We start from the raw sequence: 22,190 nt of genomic DNA, 5'->3' as shown, positions 1-22,190 counted from the left end.
TCCTCAAAGTAATTAAAATATAATAGTGAGATTTGCTTAATTTTCAAAATTGCAAAAAAGACAAAAAATAACCCAAATTATTTAAAATAATTTGGGGTAAAAATATTTTATTTATAAAAAAAAATTAGAAACTTTTTACAGCTTCATCAACAGAATCAAAGTTATCAAAAATTGTAATTAATTTTGTAATTACAAGAAGACTATTAATTTTTTCTGTAGCTCTTGCAAGTTTAAGAGAACCGCCGCCGTTTTTCATTGTTGTAAATCCGCTTATTAACATTCCCAAACCGGAACTGTTCATAAATTTTACGCTGCTTAAATCAACAACAACATTTTTTTTACCTTCATCTAAATAACTATGCAAAAGTTTGCTAAATTCTTCAGCTTCCGGACCGCCAATAACGTTCCCTTTAAATTCAATTACGACTGCTGAATATTTTTCAGAAGTTTTTATTCTCATCTTTGCTCCTAATTATTTGTTGGTAAATTAGTTATAAGTAATTTTTAAATCAAGAAAAGTTTATTAAAAAATGCTTAAAATCATTAAAAGTATTGTTATTCTTAAAGTTTATTTGTGGTTACATTTTTATATATTTATAAATAATGAATAAAATCCATATTTATAATTATAGAACTTTCTATCAATAAACATCGTCTAAATTTTGAACTCAGAAGAAACAGAATTAAATAATATCCTTGATGATGATTTCCCGATAATTGAGAAATTCAAACAAGGCGACGAAAGAGCTTTTACGGAATTGATTCAAAAGCACAAAGATAAAGTTAGAAATTTAGTTTTTTTAACTTTGGGCGATGTCGATTATGTTGATGACATTTCACAAGATGTTTTTATAAATGTTTATCACAAGCTGAAAGAATTTCGGTTTGAATCAAAATTTACAACTTGGCTTTATAGAATAACGGTTAACAAGTGCAGAGATTATTTAAGAAAGAAAAAAGTAAGAAGTATTTTTGTTCCAATAGATGATAATGATTATGAAAAGCGCGGCAAAACCGATAACGATAATTTTGATTTACAGAAAATTGTGCAGAAAGCAATTTTGAAACTTCCGGATAAATTGAAAACTCCGCTAATACTTAGAGATATTGATGGATATAGTTATCAAGAAATTGCAGAAAAACTTGAGTGTGAAGTTGGAACAATAAAATCAAGGATTTTTAGAGCACGTGAAACTTTGAAGATTATTCTTGAACCGTATAAAGATGAAATTAGAGGATAAAAATTATCTCAGAAAAAATTGGGTAAGTAATTTTGCAAATCAAAAATTCTCATTCATTCGGAAATAAAAAATTAGAAAATGCCGTTTTCATTTCAATAGTATTTTTTATTTTCAAAATTATTTTTCCGGTTAATGATTCAATTCTATTTTTATTAATAAACGAACTTCTTGTTTTAATAAGCGTATTTGCTTGGGTAAATTATGTTATAGAATTTATTGATCCCAAATTAAGCAAACCGCTTTCGCTTGTTGTAAATGTTGGAATTTTAAACGCTTTAATATTCTTCATAATTTCAATTACATCTTGGCTATTTGACGAAAGTAATGCGGGAATTTCATCGGGATTAGTTTACATTTTATTTTCAACATTTATTGTTTTTATTTTTATTGGTTCACTCGCATACATATTTTCCGTTTACAAAAAACTTTGCTTTCACCGGCAGAAAAAAGATCCAAGTGTTTACTTCAATACACTAATTATATTTATAATTTTAACTTCACTTTCCGCATCATTTTTAAATGTTACAAAAACCGGGAATGGAATTATTGTAATTGCAGACGGCGATTTTGATTTTATTTATAACACATTTTTTGCAATATCAATCGGATTAATTTTTCTAAATTCATTGCGAGTTGCATGGATTGCATTTCTAAATAAAAAACAAAAAATTACACTTTTGGTAATTTCTGTTTTGTTGATTTCATTATCCGCAATAAATTTTGCAACAACACAAGAAGAAGATTTCAGCATTATCAGAAACTTCTCACCGGCGCTTGAATATTTTGCAAGTTTAGTAATGCTGTACGGAATAATTTATTTTACAATAATATTTTTCACAACTTTATTTCATCTTCCAACCGCAGAAGCTATTGATAGAAAATCCGAAGAACTTACAAGCCTTAAAGATATAAGTATTTTGATGAGCCAAGTTTTTGATTTTGAAGAACTTTCGGAAACAATAACTTCAACAACAATTAAAGTAAGTAATTCTGATTCTGCTTGGATTGTAATTAAAAAAAATAGCGGATTTGATATTCACTCAATTTCCGGAATTGGTTTGGTTGATGCAAATCATATTTCTACTTTTTTGATGAACAATAATTTGTTGATTGAAAATGATGTTAAGACAACGGATTTACAAATATTTGATAAGAAACATAAATTACCTCATTCAATAAAATCAGTAGTTTCAGCACCATTATTAATTCAAAATAAAAATAATGGATATTTATTTTCCGCAAGAAAAAGCAGCAGAATGTTTGAAGAAGAAGACATCAAATCGGTAAGCACATTTGCGGGAATTGCATCTGTTGCAATTGAAAATGCAAAACTTTTGGAAGAATCGATTGAGAAAGAAAGATTAGAAAAAGAGCTGGATGTTGCGCGAGATGTTCAATATAAAATTTTACCACAGCAAACACCTAAATGTGAAAATTTAGAAATTTCTGCTTTGTTCGTTCCGGCGTTTGAAGTCGGAGGCGATTATTACGATTTCTTTAAAATTGATGAAAACAAATTGGGAATTGTAATTGCGGATGTTTCCGGAAAGGGAATTGAAGCAGCATTTGTTATGGCGGAAGTTAAAGGAGTATTTTCCTCACTTTCTAAATTGATAAATAATCCCAAGGAAATACTAATTCAAGCAAATTCCATTTTGGAAAATTGTTTATCGAAAAAAAGTTTTGTTACTGCAATTTATGGAATTATTGATACTTCAAATGGAATTTTTAATTTTGTACGAGCGGGTCATGCGCCGCTTTTTTACTTTAACGGAAATAATGTAGAAAAATTAATTCCCGAAGGAATAGGGCTTGGTTTAGATTTTACAAGTAAGTTCAGTAACAATATAAAAGAAATGGAAATTAAACTAAATAATAACGATATTTTGATATTGTTTACAGATGGAATTAATGAAGCTTTAAATGAAAATAAAGAAGAATTTGGCTACAATAGATTGGAAGATGTAATAAATAAAAATTCCCAATTATCTGTTGATGAATTATCAAATCAAATTATGACATCCGTTACAACGTTTTCTAAAAATAATTCTCAGCATGATGATATTACGTTAGTTTTATTAAAGTGGAATTCCCACAAAATAGAGGGAGAAAGTTAATGGCAGATTTTTATGTTCGTAAGGAGGGTGTTGGCAAAGTTAGTGTGCTTAATGTAAAAGGATTTTTAGATGCACACACAGCGCCCGAGCTTGAAAATGCTTTTAATTCGCTTATTGATAGTAAGCAATTTAAAGTCGTAGTAAATTTTCGAGACCTTCAATATATAAGCAGTGCCGGTTTAGGAGTTTTTATGGCTTATGTAGAAACAATGCGTGAAAATAGCGGCGATATTAAATTTAGCAATCTTAAAGATGAAGTGTACAATATTTTTGATTTATTAGGATTTCCTTTATTGTATGAATTCTTTAAAGATGAAAAAGATGCAATTGAAAAATTCATCCAGGCAAAATAACATTGAACGATTTTAGAAAAAATATAATTAAAAAAATTACAGTTAAAAGCAGTACTGATAATTTATCTGTAATTAGAGATTTTATCCGCACAGCCGCTAAAGATGCCGGTTTTGACAATGATACATCGGGAAAAATTGTTTTAGCTGCTGATGAAGCTTGCACAAATATTATTAAACATGCTTACAAATATTCTAATAAAGGAAAAATTGGAATTAATATTTCCGTGAAAAGTAACAAATTTTCGGTTTCTATTACAGATAATGGCGAACATTTTAATTCAACTTCAATTCCGGAACCGGACTTGAAAAAATATTATCAAGAAAAGAAAGTCGGCGGATTAGGAATGTTTCTGATGAAAAAATTAATGGATGAGGTAAAATATTCTCAACCAAAAGACAAGAAAAACAAAGTTACGCTTGTCAAATATCTTTCATAATTTATAATGAATTTACCAAATAGTAACATTGCACTTCGTAATTTTTCTGCTCTCGTTGATTTTTCAAATAATATAAACTCAAATTTAAATTTAGATTTTGCACTCAACAATTTACTTTTAACTTGTTTCGGAAAACTTCATACTACAAAAGGAATTATTGCACTTTTTGATGAGAAAAACCTTGAGCCTAAACTTTACAAAGGTTTTACTCAAATTGATGCGAAAAGAATTTCAAATTTGATTGTAAATAATTTAGATAGAAATTTTGATGATTTACTTCTTCAAGAAAATATTAAAATTTACGAACAAATTATTTCAACAGATAAAGTAATTGGATTTATTTTACTAGGTAAAAAACTTTCTCAAAAAGATTATGATGAAGAAGACAAATTATTTCTTTCAACAATTGTAAAAATTGGAAGTGCCGCAATTAAGAATATTCAAAATTTTGAAAAACTAAATGAAATTAACAAACAGCTCGATGGAAAAATAAATCAATTAAATTCATTGTTTGATTTAGGAAAAGAATTCAGCAGTATTTTGGATATTGATAGAGTTTCAAAATTGTTAACTTTTGCAATAAGTGCGCAAATGCTTGTTTCAAAATTTGCAATTGTATTAATTCAAAATGAAAATTTTAATATTCTTGAAAGTAAATTCAACAATAAACTTTTGGAAGATTTAATAAATCATTGCGAGTGTAAATCTGTCTCATCCCCAATTCACGCAAGCAGTTCGCCCAAGTTTGATGAATTAAAAAAAATTGGAATTGAAGTTATAATTCCGATGATAATTAAAAATGTTACAAAAGGAATTATTTTTCTTGGCAAAAGATTATCAAACAAAGATTATACTCAATCAGATTTGGAATATTTATCATCTGTTGCAAGTTTGGCAATTATTTCAATTGAAAATAGTTTACTTTTTCAGCAAGCATTGGAAAAACAAAAAATTGAAAAAGATTTAGAAATTGCCAAAAATATTCAAAGAAATTTACTTCCGCGCAAATTACCAAAATCAGCAAAGTTTGAAATTGAAGCAATTAATAAAACCGCGAAAATGGTAGGCGGAGATTTTTACGATGTTGTTCAGCTTACTGAAAATAAATTACTAATTGCAATTGCAGATGTTTCCGGCAAAGGAATTCAAGCATCATTGTTAATGGCAAATCTTCAAGCATTTCTTAAAGCAATTTATAAGCAGAACTATAAACTGCAAGAAGCGTCTAATTTTTTGAATGATGTTGTTTCTGAGAATACGACAAACGGAAGTTTTATAACATTTTTCTGGGGAATTTTTGATTCAATTACAAACGAATTTTCTTATGTAAATATGGGACACAATCCGCCGTTATTGGTTAACAAAGACGGAATTAAAAAATTAAGAAAAGGCGGAATGATTCTTGGCGTAATGAAAACAATAATTCCGTACGAAATGGAAACTATAAGTTTAAATTCTGAAGATGTAATTTTATTATTTACGGATGGAATTACCGAAGCAATGGATTTTAACAATAATGAATATACCGATGAACGATTGGAAAATCTTATGTTAAATTGTTTTAATCAAAATTCGAAAATGATATTGAACAATATTTTAGAAGATATAAATCTTCATACAAAAGGATCAGAACAATCTGATGATATTACGTGTCTTGTACTAAAAATAAAATAAATTATGTTAAGTAAATTTTTAGCAAAATACAGAAAAAAAATAATTCTTCCGGTAACAATATTACTTGGAATAATAGGATTTATTAATCTGTATTTTATTTTGAATATTACGCCAAGAACAAATGATGAATGTTTGTGGAAGCAAGAAAAAATTGGTAAAGACAGTTTAAGAATTTATTTCGATTTGGTAAAACATAATGGAATAACTTGGAATGCAGGAATTAGAGACGGCGATACTTTCTTAAAAATTGACGGTAAAAAATTAAGAAATTTATTTCACGCTTCATATTTGGCAGATAGAAAACCAACCGGCGATTCGCTTGTTTTTACAGTTTCAAGAGAGGGAAAAGTTTTTGACACAACTATTAAAGTAAAGAAAATTATTGATATAGGCGGATTGGCTTTTGCAATTCTTGGCATAATTTGGCTTGCGGTTGGATTTGTAGTTTTATCATCAAAACCTTATGGATTTCCGCAATTATTATTTTATAGAATTGGAGCTCTGTTTGTTCTCTCAAATACAGTTTACCTTTTTTCCGGAAATCAATTATTAAATCCATTTTTTGAGTATAAAATTTTAACGCTTTTTGCAGATCTAAGCTGGGTAATTTCATCAATATTTCTTCCGTATATTTTTATTTATTTTTTCTGGGTATTTCCGCTTGAAACAAAAATTATAAAAAAGAAATACACTTCAAAATTTTTGATTATTACGCCAACAATTTTTGCGGCAGTTGCTGTAATTTCAAGAATATATTTTGTTTATTATCCGCTTGCAACTTCAAATGTTTTTGATAATAAATCAACTTTCATACTTATCGGATTTATAAATGTTTCCATTCTTATTGCATTAATAATCGGGTTAATTTCTCTATTCAGAAGTTTTATGAAATTAAAAGATCCAACCGAACGAGCTTCAATATTTGTAGTATTGATCGGCTATACCGTTGGAGTAATTTCAATTATTTATGTAAATACATTTGCAAATGTTTTAGCTGATTCTATATTTAATAATCCGGAATATTATCTACCAATATTTTTAATCATTCTGCTTCCGTTAAGTTTTGGATATTCGATTTTCAGATATTCATTATTGGATGTAAGCGATGTTTTAAAAAACACAATTCTCTACGGAACCGCAACAATTACAATTGCCGGAAGTTATTTTTTAATAATTTATGTTTTGGGTCAGTACATAAGTGAAGCTGTAACTTCGGAATATCAAGGCGTTGTTGCCGGAGGAATTTTCATAATTTTTGCGCTTATTTTTCAATCGACAAAAGACAGATTTCAAAATGTAATTACAAAATATTTTTATCCGGAACAATTTGCGTATCAAAAAGTTTTGATGAAATTCAGCAATGATATTTCTACAATTGTTGGAATGGATAATATTTTAGATTCGGTTTTAGAAACATTTGTTGATTCTTTAAAAGTTGAAAAGTTTGGAATTGCAATAAAAGATTTTAACACAAATGAATTTATTCTGAAAAGGGAAGACGGTTTTCAAAATAAAAATTTAACATTTACAAATTGTGAAAATGTAATTGAATTGAAAATAAATGAAAAATTAGAACTTAAACATCCAATTGCATTTGATCAAACCGAGTTTGAAAATATTTTTCCATGTGTTTCTAAAGAATTAATTGCAGAAGGAATTTATACAATAATTCCGCTTTATATTAAAAAGAAAATTATTGGATTATTATTATTTGGATTGAAACATTCGGGAGCGCAATTTGCCGGGAAAGATATTGATTTATTAATTGCTGCGGCAAATCAAACGGCTGTTTCTTTAGAAAATGCAAGATTGTATGAAGAAGAAGCCAAGAAAATAAAGCTCGAAAGGGAATTAGTTGTTGCGCGTCAAATACAAGAAGGATTGCTTCCAATTAATATTCCGAAATTAAATAATTTAGATATTTCCGGAATTATGATTCCCGCAATGCAAGTCGGCGGCGATTATTATGATGTTATTAAAATTACAGATACGCAAATGTTTATTGTTGTTGGAGACGTTTCCGGCAAAGGACTTTCCGCATCTTTTTATATGTCAAAACTTCAAACAATGATACAACTTTTCTGCACTGATACCAGATCGCCGAAAGAAGTTCTCTATGAATTAAACAAAAGAATCACCGGAAATATTGATAAACAATGGTTTATAACATTAACGGTTGCATTTATTGATGTTGCAAAAAGGCAAATAAAAATTTGCAGAGCCGGTCATACTCCAACTTTAAAAATTACAGATGGAGTTGTGCAATATATAAAACCAAAAGGAATTGGTATTGGATTAGAAAGTGGAGATTTGTTCAAAAATAATTTGGAAGAATTGGAAGTTAATATTTCTCCGCATGATATTTTTATTTTTTCTTCAGATGGCGTAAACGAAGCAATGAATTCTAATAATGATTTATTTGGTTATGATAAACTTATTTCAGTGATAAAAGAAAAATCTCATCTAAGCGCAAAAGAAATTTTAAATTTATCAATACAAAATTTAGAAGTTTTTAGAGGTAATACAGAACCCAATGACGATATTACAATGGTAGTATTAAAAGTTTTATAATCTTTATTTTATTGAGTATTAGAGATTTGTCATGTCGAATTGTTTTTGATGAGACATCTCTTACTTTAATTATTAGATTTCTCTTCTTATTAAAAACGCCGGAATTCCAAATAACGAACATCTGTTTTTCGTTTTTGTCTTTTCAAATTATCGAATTCTCACAAAGCTTTACTCAATATTACAAAGCCATCAGCAAAATTATAATCAAATTTTTTACTGAATTTGTAGAAATAAAAAAAGGCAACTTATTAGTTGCCTTTTTGTTTTACTAAAATAATATTCAATTTAGAATTGAATTTTTTGTCCGCGTTTTTTTGCATATTCTAAAACGAATGCACTCGCAACAAAAATTGATGAATATGTACCAATTATAATTCCGAAGAATAATGAGAATGCAAAACCTCTTAAAACCTCACCGGCGAAAATTAGAATTACAATTACTGCAAATAGAGTAGTTAAGCTTGTAATTACGGTTCTTGATAACGTTTTATTTATAGCTTTATTCATTATTTCTTCAATATTAGCAGTTTTGTGTATTTTAATATCTTCTCTAATTCTATCAAAAACAACTACAGTATCATTAATTGAGTAACCAACTAAAGTTAAAAAGGCCGCAACCACACTTACAGAAATTTCTAAATTAAGTCCAGGTATCAATCCGTACAATAACGAGAATGCTCCGAGAGTAATTAAAACGTCATGGAAAAGGGCAATTACCGCACCAAGCGCAAATCCAAATTTAAATCTGAAACCTAAGTAAATTAAGATTACAATAAGTGAAAGTATAACGGCAACAATTGCATCAAATTTTAATTCTTCGCCAACTTTAGGTCCAACTTTTTCTTCTTTCAAAACTTGGAAAGGATTATCAGAGTGTAATTGAATTAAATTTTCTTTAATCCAATCTGCAATTGTTAAATTAACTGTCATTCTTCGGTTTTCAATATCGTCAGTCGCTCTTGAAGTTTGAAATCCATCAACAAAAAGTTTTTCTATAAGAGAGTTAGTAATTTCAACTGATGGAAATTCAAATGTAAATGAATTTAAAGAAGAATCAACAATTGTTTTTTGTACACCCGGAAAATATTTATTTATTGATTTATCCAATGTTGAAATTACATTCGGAACTAAATTTTTAGGAATTTCTTGCAATTCTGTTCTAACTAAAACACCGGAATCATCACCAAAAGTTTTTACTTCAACATTTCCCAATCCAATAGAACTTAGTTCTTGTCTAACATCTGTAATTTCAATAGGTTTTGCAAATTGAACAGCAATTTCAGAACCGCCTTTAAAATCAATTCCTAATTCAACGCCTCTAATTAGAAAACTAATAATTGCAATTGCAAGTAATGATCCGGAAAGTATATAACCAATTTTTCTTTTACCAAGAAAATTGTAATTTAGTTTATCGAATATTCTCGATCTGCTTCCTATATTAATTGCATATCCTTTAGCAATCATAAACTCAAATAATAATTTTGTAATAACTAATGCGCAAAATAAACTTGAAAGGATTCCTATCATCAAAGTTAATGCAAATCCTTGAATTGGTCCGCTTCCAAATTGATAAAGAATTACTGCAGTAAAAAACGATGTAATGTTTGAATCAAAAATTGCGGAATAGGAATGTGAAAAACCACCTTGAACAGCAGCTTTTACAGTTTTTCCGGTTGTTAATTCTTCTCTAATTCTTTCAAAAATAAGAACGTTAGCATCCACCGCCATTCCAATTGTTAGAATAATACCAGCAATGCCGGGAAGAGTTAAAGTTGCATTGAAGGCTGCCAAAATTCCCATAATAAATAAAATCGTAAACAATAATGCTAAATCAGCAAATGCGCCAGATTTTTTATAATATATGAACATGAAAAATGCAATAATAATAAAAGCAATTATTGTTGAATTAAAACCTTGATTGATTGAATCTTGCCCAAGTGACGGACCAACTGTTCTTTCTTCAATGATATCAACTGGGGCTGGTAAAGCACCGGCTTTTAATACAATTTCAATTAATTTGGCTTCTTCCAAATCATCCATTCCGGAGATTTGTGAACTTCCGGATGGGATTTTTTCATTAATATTTGGTGCGGTATAAACAAAACCATCTAAAACCACAGCACATCTTTTATTAACGTTTGCACCGGTAATTCTTGCCCATTCTCTTGCACCTTCCGAATTCATTTGCATATTTACAACCGGGGCAGTTGTTTGCTGACTAATATTAGCCTGAGCATCAACAATAACTCCGCCAGTAAGCTCAGCTTGTTTATTTACAAGATACAAAACATAATAAGTAATTCCATCTTGTACAGCGTAAGGTTTTGCCGAATAAACAAATTCAACATTATCCGGAATAACTTTTCTTACTTCCGCTCGGTTTAGCAAATTATTTAATAAATCTTTTTTGCCTTCTTCAACAATCGCATCAGCACTATTTTGAGAAATCAATCGTGCAACAGAAAAGAATGGATGTTTTTTAGCAGATTCTTCTGCAGAAAGTTCGGTATCGGAAAGTAATGAATCTTCAATAGCAACTTCGGTAGTGTCTTTATTTAAATTTGCAAGAACTTCATCTATTTTATTCATAATTGGAAAAGTAAATTCTGCATCCTTTACCAATTTAAACTCCAACATTGCTCTGCCTTGCAAAAGATTTTTAGCTTCTTCTTTTTTTGCAACGCCCGGCAATTCAACAATAATTCTTCTTGCACCTTGTTTTTGAATTGACGGTTCCGAAACTCCGTATTGATCAATTCTGTTTCTGATAATTTCTATAGCTCTTGTAACAGCGTCAGATTCTTGTTCTGTAAGTTCATCAATTATTTCTGAATCTTCTTGTCTGATTGATCCAAAATATCTGCTGAGTCTAATATTGTTTTCAGCAAGTTTTCCGGAAAGAATTGAAACAAAATCCTGATCAGAAGTCTTTGCAATTTCTGTTGTTTCTTTAAGAATATTTTGGAATTGTAAATCCGGATCTTTTGCAAGTCGTTCAAGTAATTTAGCAGTATTAACTTCCATAACAAGGTACATTCCACCTTGTAAATCCAGACCTAATTTAATTCGTTTTTCTCTTGCTGCTTTAATATCTGGATCAGCAACGCGAATACTGTCTTCTTTATATTCAAGAATATTTTGGATTTGTTCATCTGATAAATTACTATTTGAAGTTTTAATACTGTCTTTCAGATTATTAACTGTTTTTGCAATTTCTTTATTGTTGTTATAATCCTGAAAAGTAGGGTACAGCAAGTAAACACTAAGTGCAACTGCTGCAATTACTAATATTGACCTAAATCTTAACTCTTTCATAATGCCCACAGTGTAAATTAATTATAGTTTTATTTAAAATAAGTGTGAAAATATAGATAGATGAGATAAGAAAATCAATTAAAACACGGATTGAGTTACTTCATCAATCTGTTATTAAATAAAAAAAGCCTTCAATAAAAATTTCTGAAGGCTTTAATATTTTTCATCAATACAATACTATTCTCTTACAACCCAAGTTTTTACTACAGCACTAACTTCCGGATGTAATTTAATGTTAACACTATAAATTCCTAAAGCTTTTATTGGTTCTTCCAAATCAATTTTTCTTTTATCAATATCATATTTCTTTTCTTTTAAAGCATCTGCAATCATTTGATTTGTAACAGATCCAAAAATTTTGTCTTCTTCACCAACTTTAACAGGAATTGTTATAGAAACATTTTCTAATTCTGTCGCAAGTGATTTTGCTGCAGTAAGTTCTTTTGCTTCTTTTTTTACAATTTGTTGCTTTTCTTCTTCTAAAGATCTAATATTGCCTTTTGTTGCAATATATGCAATCTGTCTTGGTAATAAAAAATTTCTTGCAAATCCGTCTTTTACATCAACAAGATCGCCAATTTTACCAAGTTGATCATAATTTTTTCTAAGTATTACTTTCATTATTTACTCCTACTTAACTGCTTCTGAAACAAATGGTAAAATTGCTACTTGTCTTGCTCTTTTAACTGCTCTAACAAGTTCTCTGTGTTGTTTAGCACTTAATCCGGTAATTCTTCTTGGAATAATTTTACCTTGGTCAGAAATAAATTTAATAAGTTTTTTTCCATCTTTGTAATCGATGTATTCGTCTATAACTCTACGAGCTTTTTTATTTTTCATTTTTACCTCAATTATTTGTCATCATTGATAAGGTTTGACTCTTCATCATTTAGAAATTTATCAAACGATGTATCTTCAATTAAGCTGTCATCAGAATCTTCAGCTGCTGCATCTGGAAATTCTTCATTTGATTTGCCTAATTTATTTAAAAATTGTATTCGTTTTGCTTTTATTTCTACGATTGTTCTATTTTTTCCATCTTCAGTTTTAAAAGTTCTGCTTTGTAATTCTCCATCAACAAGAACAGCACTGCCTTTTCTTAATCTATCTTTGCAGCTATCAGCCAATTTATTCCAAGCAACAACCCCAACATAGCAAACATCTTCTTGCCACTGATTATTACTGTCTTTGTATCTTCTATTTGCAGCAACGTGAAAATTAGCAACAGGAGTATTATTTGAAGTTTCTCTGAAAATTGGATCTTTTGTTAAATTGCCGGCTACAATTACATTATTTAATTCAGGCATTTTCAATTCAGCCATTTGTTTCCTCCATCTAATCGTTTTTTATTCTTTAACTGATTCTAACGTTGATTTTTCAAGAACCTCAGTTCCTTGTTCGGAAGCTGGTTCTTCTTTTTTATTTGCGGCATTTTTGAGATATTCAATTGCCTTTTTATCCAATGAAATTGTTAAATATCTTATAACATTTTCATCAAGCTTGAGTGATCTTTCAAATTCGGAAATCATTGAAGGTGCTGCAATGAATCTGGTGATTAGGTAATATCCGCTTTTAGCATTATTAATTGCGTAAGCGAGTCTTTTTCTTCCCCAATTTTCTACATCTGTAATTTCACCGCCATTTGTTTTAATGTGGTGATGAATTGAGGTAATAATTTCCTCAATTTGGGGATCTTCAAGCGTTGCATTAAGAATTACAACACTCTCATAATGTCGTGTTGCCATTGTTCCTCCCTTTGGCCTTTAGGCTATTAAAATTATTTTTAATAGCAGGGTTGTTAAAAAATAGTCTGTAAATTTACTTAATTAATGGCGCAATTACCAAGGAAACTACAGACATTAATTTAATTAAAATATTTAGTGATGGTCCGGATGTATCTTTTAAAGGATCACCAACAGTATCGCCGACAACTGATGCTTTGTGCGGTTCCGAACCTTTTCCGTACATTTTGCCATCAATATTTAAATTTCCTTCAATCAATTTTTTTGCATTATCCCAGGCTCCGCCGGCGTTTGATTGAAAAATTGCCATTAAAACTCCGGAAACTGTAACTCCGGCTAATAAACCGGCAAGCATTTCTTTTGAAATAAATCCAATAATTACCGGAACTGAAATTGCCATTAATCCGGGTAAAATCATTTCTTTAATTGCAGCTTGCGTAGAAATTTCAACACATTTTGAATATTCGGCTTCGGCAGTTCCTTCACGCAAACCGGGAATTTCTCTAAATTGTCTGCCTACTTCAATAATCATTTCTCTTGCGGCTCTTCCAACAGCTCCCATTGCCATTGATGAAAATAAAAATGGAAGCATTGCGCCAATAAATAATCCACCCATAATAATTGGTTTTGCCAAATCAATTACATTAATTTCCGCTTGCTGCATGTAAGCCGAAAATAATGCCAAAGCTGTTAATGCAGCCGAACCAATTGCAAAACCTTTTCCAATTGCAGCAGTTGTATTTCCAACGGCATCTAATTTATCAGTTCTTTCTCTAACTTCTTTTGGTAATTCAGCCATTTCTGCAATACCGCCGGCATTATCCGAAATTGGTCCGTATGCATCAACTGCTAATTGTATTCCGGTAGTTGAAAGCATTCCCAATGCGGCAATTGCAATTCCATATAAATTTGCAAATTCATATGCACCAATTATTCCCAGTGCTAAAATTATTGTTGGAAGTGCTGTTGAACTCATTCCAACTCCCATACCGGAAATAATTGTTGTTGCTGCACCCGTCAAGGATTGGTAAGCTATTTTGTGAACTGGTTTATAATCTGTTCCGGTATAATATTCAGTAATAAGTCCAATAAGAGTTCCGGCAACTAATCCGATTAAAGTTGCAAAGAAAATTCCTAAACTTGTATATTCAAAATTATTGTAGGTCCATGATTGAGGTAGCATCCAAGTAATAATAAAATATGATGCAACAATCATCATTCCGGCGGCACTAAACTCACCAAAATTTAGAGCTTTTTGAGGATTTCCGCCTTCTTTAACTCTTACAAGAAGTGAACCTAAAATTGAAAGTATAATTCCAACTCCGGCTAAAACTAAAGGTAAAATTACAGCTTCTAATTTTAATTCCGGAACATCGGGCGTAACAAAAACAGCACCCAAAACCATAGTTCCAACAATGGCCCCAACGTAACTTTCAAATAAATCTGCACCCATTCCGGCAACATCACCGACATTATCGCCAACATTATCAGCAATTGTCGCGGGGTTTCTATGATCATCTTCAGGAATTCCTTCATAAACTTTACCGGCTAAATCTGCTCCAACATCTGCAGCTTTTGTATAAATTCCACCACCAACTCTTGCAAATAGCGCAATTGTTGAAGCTCCTAATGAGAAGCCGGAAAGAACATTTATTATTTTAAAAATATCCCAATTAAGATTTGAATAAAAAATAAATAAAATACCGAGACCAAAAACACCTAAACCAACAACATTCATTCCCATAATTGTTCCACCGGAAAATGCAATTTCTAAAGCGGGGCCTAGACCTATTCTTGCGGCTTCGGTTGTTCTCACATTAGCTTTAGTTGCCGCATTCATTCCTAAATATCCGGCAAGACCAGAACTAAATGCGCCAATAACAAATGATAATGAAATTAACCATGAAGATTCTTCGTTTCCGGAATTTGAATATGCTAATAAAATTGCAACAACAAGAATTACCCAGAAAAGAACTTTGTACTCTGTTTTAAGAAAAGCAATTGCACCATCTCTAATGTATTTAGAAATTTTGGTCATATTTTCAGTGCCGGTGCTTTTTTTAGAAATCCAAGAGTTTTTGTAATATGAAAATGCAAGTGCAGATAAGCCAAGAACTGGTATAATGTAGATTAGTAATTCCATAAATTCATTCCTCATTGTGAGATAATTTGGAAGTATTTTTGTTTGATTCTTTACTGAAATAATCTAACATCTTTCCATATCCATTAACAATAAATTCCGAAAGTAAGCTGAATATAAAAGGAAGTTTTTCTTGAATTGTTTTGATTTCATCATTTGAAAATTTACTTAAAACGTAATCTGCCAAATCAGTTTTTTCATCATTTCCATTTATTCCAATTCTAATTCTTGGAAATTCATCAGATTGTAAATGATAAATTATTGATTTAATTCCGTTGTGTCCGCCGTCGCTTCCGTTTTTTCTAATTCTTATTTTCCCAAGCTCAAGATTAACATCATCATAAATTACTAATAAATCTTCAATATTTAATTGAAATTTATCAACAAGTTGTTGAACAACCAATCCTGAATTATTAACGAAAGTTGTTGGTTTAATTAATAAAAAATGGAAAGTATCTAAGCTACTTTCCATTTGCCAAAAATCACTTTTTGTTGGAGAAAAATCAATTTTTAATTTATGAGCAAAATTATCTAAAATGTAAAATCCTATATTATGTCTGGTTCCAACATAAATCTTACCGGGATTTCCAATTCCGACAATTAATCTCAAAAATTATCCTTCAGAATCTTCTAGAGATTTACCTTTTCCAATTACTTCGGGTTCTTTTGGTGTATCATGAAGCAAATCGGTTTTTTCTTCATCAGATGTTTCTTTAATAGATGTAACAGAAACAACAACTGTATCTTTTGAATTCAATATTTCAATATTTTCAAATGATAAATCACTAATTAGTATCGATTTTCCGATATGAAGATTTGTAATATCTATTTCAAGATGTTGGGGAATATCTTTTGGTAAACATTCAATATCTAATTTATGAACATTTTGCTGAATTCTGCCGCCTTCTTTAACTCCAATTGCAGAGCCAATAAAAGAAACCGGAACCTGAAGTTGAATTGCTTTGCCAAGAGTTACCGCTTGAAAATCCACATGAATAATTCTATCTGTTAAAGGATGAAATTGAATATCTTTTAAAATTGATCTTACATTTTCTTGGCCTTCAATTGTTAAGTTTACTAAATGAACTTCAGAAGTATAAACAACAGGTTTAAGAGAAAGCTCATTAACTGTAATATTTAACGGTTCCAAATCTTTTGAATAAAGAACACCTGGAACGTTTCCTTCTCTTTTAAGTTGATTAACAGCTCCTTTTGTTGATTTTACTCTTTTTTGCGCTATTATGTTAATATCTGACATAATTTTATTTACTCCAATTATTACTCTAAATTCTAACCTTTATCAATATCAAACAATGAACTTATAGATTCATGATTGTGGGTTCTTCTAATTGCTTCAGCTAATAACCTTGAAGCAGAAAGAACTACAATTTTTTTAAGATTTCCATTTTCTTTAAGAGGAATAGAATCCGTAACATATAGTTTTGTTATTGCTGAATTTTCTATTCTCTCTATAGCATCACTTGAAAGTACAGGGTGCGTAACTGCTCCGTAAATTGATTTTGCACCGTTTTCAATTAATGCATTTATGGCAGAAATAAATGTCCCGCCGGTATCAATTAAATCATCAACAAGTAAAACATCTTTACCTTTTACATCACCAATAATATTCATTACTTCAGCTTGGTTTTGCTTTGGTCTTCTTTTATCAATAACAACCAAATTTGCATTTAATCTTTTTGCGTAAGATCTTGCTAATTTAATTCCGCCAACATCCGCAGAAACAACAACCAAATCATCAGAATGATTTTCAAATACGTCTAAAAAAACAGACGAAGCATATAAATGATCAGATGGAATATCAAAAAAACCTTGAATTTGAGCAGCGTGAAGATCCATTGTTATAACTCTATCTGCACCCGCGACTGAAATCAAGTTTGCAATTAATTTTGCGGTAATTGCTACTCTCGGCTGATCTTTTCTATCTTGTCTTGCATATCCAAAATAAGGAATTACAGCTGTTACGGTTGCAACCGAAGACCGTTTTGCTGCGTCAATCATTATTAATAATTCTAAAAGATTTTCTGCCGGCTGATGTGTAGATTGAACCAAGTAAACATCACCACCGCGAATATTTTCTTTAAATTTTACCCATATTTCGCCATCTTTAAACTTTTTAAGGTCAATGCCGCCTAGCGGAATTCCGATGTAATTAGCGATTCTTTTTGCTAATTCCGGATTTGAAGAACCAGAAAAAATTTTTGGACCAGCAGCAGCCATTTTTAAAATTAAATTGCGATTTTTTATACAAGCTATAAATATAAGTAAAACTAAAAGTTAAGTCAAACTTGATATTTTTTAAAAATAGTAATTTTTCTTCTACTTTTTACTTTTTTTAAGAAGAAAAACTAAAACAATTAAAATTACAATACTTGCTAATGCATAAATCCAAATTGGTGTTTCTTTTAGTTTAAAGGGGATAAAGGTAGCCGAAATAATTTTTCCATTTCCAATATCATTTGCAGTAAAATTCCATTCGAGCTTATTTCTCGAAAGTGAATTTGCATCATGCCTAATTATATTTCCGGGTAGATAATAAGTATAAGTAATTGAATAATTTTTTTCGGAAAGTCCAAAGGTTGTAGAAATTGGCTGAATAAATTGAGAAAATATTTTTGTTTCATCAGGTCCATCAATTATTGATAGTTCTGAATGTTTAAAAAAGTTCAACTGATTTAGTGAATCAAAATTTACAAATTCAAATTCAATTTGGGCGTGTAATGTACTATCGGTAAAATCATTAAAAATATTTGCGTAGTTAATACTTGTAAAAGTTGAAGTAAAATTATCAGTCAAACTTTCTTTATTGAACAATCCAATTTTATTTATGAGCAAAGAATCAAGATCGGGATCCATTTCCACCCAATAATGGATAAACATTTTTCCGGAATTATCAGTTTTTAAAGTTGTAACTTGATTGTAGTTTAAACAAGAACTTAGAAAAAAACTAAAATATGCTAATAGTAGTGCAGATTTTATACCTTTCATAACCGTAACTATTTTTTGGAAACATAGCGAATTAGTATTTGTAAATAAAATTTTATTTTACAAATATAATCTATAAATTTGCCACTCAAATTTCAGAGGTTTTTATGCCGACATATGATTATAAATGTACAGAATGTAATTATACTTTTGAAGAATTACAAAAAATGACTGATGAGCCATTAAAAGTGTGTCCAAAGTGTTCTGGAAAATTAAATAGATTAATTGGAGCTGGTGCTGCTCCAATTTTTAAAGGTTCGGGATTTTATCAAACGGATTATAAAAATTCTAAAAAACCTTCAGATTCAATTGCAAAATCTGAAAATAGTTCTACGCCAAAAGAAACAAAGAAAGAAAGCAAACCTTCGTCAGAAAATTAAAAATCTAATCCCAAAGAAATATAATATTTTGGTTTAGAATAATTTTGAGCATCATAAGACCAAGCCACATCAAATTTCCATAAGAATAGGAAATAAAGTCTTGCGCCAAATCCTCCGCCAATTAATAAATCATTAGTAACAGTTTTTCCTTCTGAAGATTTTTTGAAAAACCTAAGTTGACTATTGTCACTCCACGCACTTCCGGCATCAATAAATGCTGTTCCAATAATATTTTGGAAAAATAACGGAATTCCGCCGGTTAATAAATATCTAATTAGAGGAATTCTTAATTCCAGATTCACAAGCGAATATTTGGTTCCAATTTGTTCTGCATAATCAAAACCTCTTAATGGAAGAGCTGGTGTAAGAAAAACAAAATCTGATGCTGAATTTAACGGAATATCTTGAGTTGCAAATGTTCTATTTATCCAACTATCAGTTCCGCCGATAAAGAAACGTTGAGCATTTATTCCAAAAGAATAACCACCGGAAAATCTTGCAGCAAATCCATTATCATAAAAAAATCTAAAATATTTTCTGTAATCCCAAGTTAATGTTCCAAAACTTTCTTTTGAGCCTGTAAATCCGGGGTTTCCCATTAGGGTAAGATTATATCGTGAACCTTCGATCGGCGAAGTGTATCCCCACATTACATTATCTTTTACATAACTAATTGATGGAATTATAAAAGTTGCTTTCTCAACTGGCACTTCAATAAAATCTAAATTTTCTCGCGTAACTCTTAGAATACTTAAATTTGCTTCAATTCTATGAAATGTGTTTAACGGATAGCTTGCAAAAACATTTCCGCCGTAACTTCTAAAACGATATAAATCGCTTCCGAAATATCCGGATAAATAAACAAATCTTGCTGTATGATATGCAGCAACGCCAAAATTAATTCTTTCCGGCAGATAATAATATGCAAGACCATAATCACTATTTTTCAAATCAATTTGCAAACTTGTTGTTCCAACTAATCTGTGATTTCCAAGTACATCGCTAAAAGATAAAACTGTTGTGCCTAAAACTCCGTACAAAGAACTATAACCGGCATTTGCGTAAATTAAATCAGGTGAGAAATCAACTTTGTATTTATTAACTAGAAAATTTCCTTCTTCATCTAATTTTTCTCTGAATAAAAGCTGAGGTTTGTTTTCTAATTCGTTTTCTTTAAAAACATCATTTTTAGCAAAAACAAAATCTGCATAATCTGTTCTAATTGTGTCTTCCAATTCTTTTTCATGATCAATAATTTGACCAATAAATATTTTTGAGTTATTTTCTGCTGAAGAATCTTTTTTTGCATCGTCTGTAAAAATAAATTCTTTCCCTTCCTCCGGAATTTCAGTCTGGGCTATTTCTTCAACTTGAGGAATTTCATCTTCATAAAATTGACTCATATATTTAGTGAATTCAATATCCTTAACTTCTTCCATTTCAAACGGATTATTGATCAAAAAAATATTGAAACCAGCATTATAAAATGCCGAGAAAACTAATTTTTTTGCATCTTGAGAAAGTGAAATACTTTCAATTTTATTTAGCGAATTTGTTAATGCAATTGCCGGTGTTTCTAAAATTGAATTTGCAGAATCATTTTTTGATAAAGTTATTCTTTTTTTATAGAGATTATCAATTCCGTTAAAGTCAGAAATAAAAATTATTTCATTTCCTGTTTGAGAAAAAACTGCTTGTTTTTCATCACTGAATTGCCAATCGGTAACGCGATCAACATTCTTTGTTTCAACATCAACTAAATAAAGATCCATTTGAAATCCTTGTAAAGTTGACATTGATAAACCATCCTGATTAAAATTATTTTTATTAAAACCATTTCTATCAGATGAAAAAATTACTTTTTTACTATCCGGCGACCAGCTTGGTACATATTCGCTAAAAATATCATCAGTAATATTTGTAAGATTTCTAGTTTCAAAATTGTAAATGTAGATGTCAGATTGTTTAGCATTGCTTCCTAAAAATGCAATATTTTTTCCATCCGGCGACCAGCTAACAGATTCAATTCCATGAAGTTTAAAAGGCAAATCTTCATCTTCTTCAGTTTCTGTATTAATAATTTTTATTACATCGGAACCTTCACTTTTACTTGAAAGTGCAATTCTTATATTATCCGGAGCCCAAGTTAATGCGGGAAAAAGTAAATTTAATTCTTCTAGGTCCTCCGTTCTACCGCTTTCAATTACTTTTTTTATTACTTCTCCATCAAACGAATTCATTATATAAACATCTGAATAAATATTTCTATCTGATATGAAAACAATTTTATCGCCTTGCGGAGAAATTGCCGGACTTATATTATAAAATCCGCCGAGTTTTTTATTATCCGTTAATCTTTTTGCAAATTCATCTGGATCTTTTCTTGAAGCAATTTCCGGCCAATAATTTCTTTTAACTTCTTTTTTCCATTTTTCATTTAATTCTTCAAGATCAATTCCAATTGAAGATTTGAAACCTCCGATAACATTTCCTTTTCCTTTTACATTATGCAAAAGTTCGGCAATTTTTTCCTCGCCGTAAGTATCTGCAATATATTTAAATAATGCTTGTCCGCCTCTATAAGCAAAATATCCATCAAGCCTATTTATATCCGGAAGATATTCATTAATAATTGCATCACGAATAAACATATCAGAATTTGTTTCCCATCCGCTTGATAAATATTCTGCCATTCCTTCGTGATACCAAATTGGCAATTGCAGAGTAATTCCTTTTGCAATAATATTTTGAATTGTTCCGCCGTATAGCATATCGCGCATTACAGCATGAACTAATTCGTGATGAATTACATGTCTGTATTTGCTATATGATCCTTCGAAAGGGAATACAACTCTATTTTTAAATGGCTCGGTAAATCCGCCGATTCCTTGTGAAAGATATCCGTCTGTTGTATTTGTTTCTTGAAATTCGTTATGTGAATTATAAACAACGAGAGAAATTCTATTATTGAGCTGGTAATCCAATTTTTTCTGAAGATCTTCCAAAGCGGCTTCTGCAGCTTGTGCAGTAAATTCGGCAGCATCATCTCCACCTTCAGAAAAATAAATATCAAAATGTTTTGATTGAACATAGAACCATTCATGGTCTCTATATTGAACTCGATTTTTCCCGAACTGTGCAAATAATATATTTGAGAAAAATAAAATTGCTAAAAATAATTTCATGGTAATTTTCATTATAAATTCCGAATCACATT

At 30.2% G+C, this 22,190-nt stretch carries 19 protein-coding genes; 7 read left to right on the top strand and 12 right to left on the bottom strand.

The window, feature by feature from the left end:
• Nucleotides 1–124: 124 nt before the first annotated feature.
• Nucleotides 125–460 carry an STAS domain-containing protein gene (locus IPH62_02080; protein MBK7104054.1) on the bottom strand — a complete coding sequence of 112 codons (336 nt, stop codon included), beginning with the start codon at nt 458–460 and terminating at the stop codon, nt 125–127.
• A 199-nt stretch (nt 461–659) separates the two neighbouring features.
• Between IPH62_02080 and IPH62_02075 the strand changes: the two genes are divergently transcribed.
• The 6 genes from IPH62_02075 to IPH62_02050 are packed head-to-tail and all read left to right on the top strand — an operon-like array spanning nt 660 to nt 8,393.
• A complete protein-coding gene (locus tag IPH62_02075; protein ID MBK7104053.1) occupies nt 660–1,241 on the top strand; it encodes a sigma-70 family RNA polymerase sigma factor in 582 nt (193 codons plus the stop codon).
• Nucleotides 1,242–1,273: 32 nt separating this feature from the next.
• Complete coding sequence (locus IPH62_02070; GenBank protein MBK7104052.1) at nt 1,274–3,358, top strand: SpoIIE family protein phosphatase; 2,085 nt, start codon at nt 1,274–1,276, stop codon at nt 3,356–3,358.
• A complete protein-coding gene (locus IPH62_02065; protein MBK7104051.1) occupies nt 3,358–3,711 on the top strand; it encodes an STAS domain-containing protein in 354 nt (117 codons plus the stop codon). The genes IPH62_02070 and IPH62_02065 overlap by 1 nt, the downstream gene beginning before the upstream one ends.
• A 2-nt stretch (nt 3,712–3,713) precedes the next feature.
• Entirely contained in the window at nt 3,714–4,148 is a 435-nt protein-coding gene (locus IPH62_02060) for an ATP-binding protein (protein ID MBK7104050.1), read from the top strand.
• Between the two features lie 6 nt (nt 4,149–4,154).
• Nucleotides 4,155–5,822: a SpoIIE family protein phosphatase gene (locus tag IPH62_02055; protein MBK7104049.1), complete on the top strand. Its 1,668-nt coding sequence runs from the start codon at nt 4,155–4,157 to the stop codon at nt 5,820–5,822.
• A 3-nt stretch (nt 5,823–5,825) separates the two neighbouring features.
• Nucleotides 5,826–8,393 carry a SpoIIE family protein phosphatase gene (locus IPH62_02050; GenBank protein MBK7104048.1) on the top strand — a complete coding sequence of 856 codons (2,568 nt, stop codon included), beginning with the start codon at nt 5,826–5,828 and terminating at the stop codon, nt 8,391–8,393.
• 285 nt (nt 8,394–8,678) lie between these two features.
• On the opposite strand, the gene secD is transcribed toward IPH62_02050, so the two are convergent.
• The 10 genes from secD to IPH62_02000 form a co-directional block, all read right to left on the bottom strand.
• Nucleotides 8,679–11,708, bottom strand: a complete 3,030-nt coding sequence (secD, locus tag IPH62_02045; protein MBK7104047.1) for a protein translocase subunit SecD — start codon at nt 11,706–11,708, stop codon at nt 8,679–8,681.
• A 177-nt stretch (nt 11,709–11,885) separates the two neighbouring features.
• The gene (locus IPH62_02040; GenBank protein MBK7104046.1) at nt 11,886–12,329 is read right to left on the bottom strand and encodes a 50S ribosomal protein L9; all 444 of its coding nucleotides are present in this window, start codon (nt 12,327–12,329) and stop codon (nt 11,886–11,888) included.
• Between the two features lie 9 nt (nt 12,330–12,338).
• Nucleotides 12,339–12,548: a 30S ribosomal protein S18 gene (locus IPH62_02035; protein ID MBK7104045.1), complete on the bottom strand. Its 210-nt coding sequence runs from the start codon at nt 12,546–12,548 to the stop codon at nt 12,339–12,341.
• Nucleotides 12,549–12,559: 11 nt separating this feature from the next.
• The gene (locus tag IPH62_02030; protein MBK7104044.1) at nt 12,560–13,030 is read right to left on the bottom strand and encodes a single-stranded DNA-binding protein; all 471 of its coding nucleotides are present in this window, start codon (nt 13,028–13,030) and stop codon (nt 12,560–12,562) included.
• Nucleotides 13,031–13,054: 24 nt separating this feature from the next.
• Nucleotides 13,055–13,453 (bottom strand): 30S ribosomal protein S6, encoded by a 399-nt coding sequence (gene rpsF, locus IPH62_02025; GenBank protein MBK7104043.1) that lies wholly within the window; start codon nt 13,451–13,453, stop codon nt 13,055–13,057.
• Nucleotides 13,454–13,526: 73 nt separating this feature from the next.
• Nucleotides 13,527–15,593 (bottom strand): sodium-translocating pyrophosphatase, encoded by a 2,067-nt coding sequence (locus IPH62_02020; GenBank protein ID MBK7104042.1) that lies wholly within the window; start codon nt 15,591–15,593, stop codon nt 13,527–13,529.
• A gap of 4 nt (nt 15,594–15,597) precedes the next feature.
• Nucleotides 15,598–16,200 carry an aminoacyl-tRNA hydrolase gene (locus IPH62_02015; protein MBK7104041.1) on the bottom strand — a complete coding sequence of 201 codons (603 nt, stop codon included), beginning with the start codon at nt 16,198–16,200 and terminating at the stop codon, nt 15,598–15,600.
• A gap of 3 nt (nt 16,201–16,203) precedes the next feature.
• Entirely contained in the window at nt 16,204–16,848 is a 645-nt protein-coding gene (locus IPH62_02010; protein MBK7104040.1) for a 50S ribosomal protein L25, read from the bottom strand.
• Nucleotides 16,849–16,880: 32 nt separating this feature from the next.
• Entirely contained in the window at nt 16,881–17,828 is a 948-nt protein-coding gene (locus tag IPH62_02005) for a ribose-phosphate pyrophosphokinase (protein MBK7104039.1), read from the bottom strand.
• 99 nt (nt 17,829–17,927) lie between these two features.
• Nucleotides 17,928–18,596, bottom strand: a complete 669-nt coding sequence (locus tag IPH62_02000) for a hypothetical protein (protein MBK7104038.1) — start codon at nt 18,594–18,596, stop codon at nt 17,928–17,930.
• A gap of 104 nt (nt 18,597–18,700) precedes the next feature.
• Between IPH62_02000 and IPH62_01995 the strand changes: the two genes are divergently transcribed.
• On the top strand, nt 18,701–18,973 hold the full coding sequence (locus IPH62_01995) for a zinc ribbon domain-containing protein (protein ID MBK7104037.1): 273 nt from the start codon (nt 18,701–18,703) through the stop codon (nt 18,971–18,973).
• Here IPH62_01995 and IPH62_01990 read toward each other — a convergent pair.
• Nucleotides 18,970–22,158, bottom strand: a complete 3,189-nt coding sequence (locus IPH62_01990; protein ID MBK7104036.1) for a PD40 domain-containing protein — start codon at nt 22,156–22,158, stop codon at nt 18,970–18,972. The two genes, IPH62_01995 and IPH62_01990, sit on opposite strands and share 4 nt — an antisense overlap.
• Between the last annotated feature and the right edge of the window lie 32 nt (nt 22,159–22,190).

This window comes from Ignavibacteriota bacterium (assembly GCA_016708125.1).
Lineage (GTDB): Bacteria > Bacteroidota > Ignavibacteria > Ignavibacteriales > Melioribacteraceae.
Note: the sequence above shows the minus strand (reverse complement) of the source record. Positions and strands in the feature narration are given on the sequence as shown.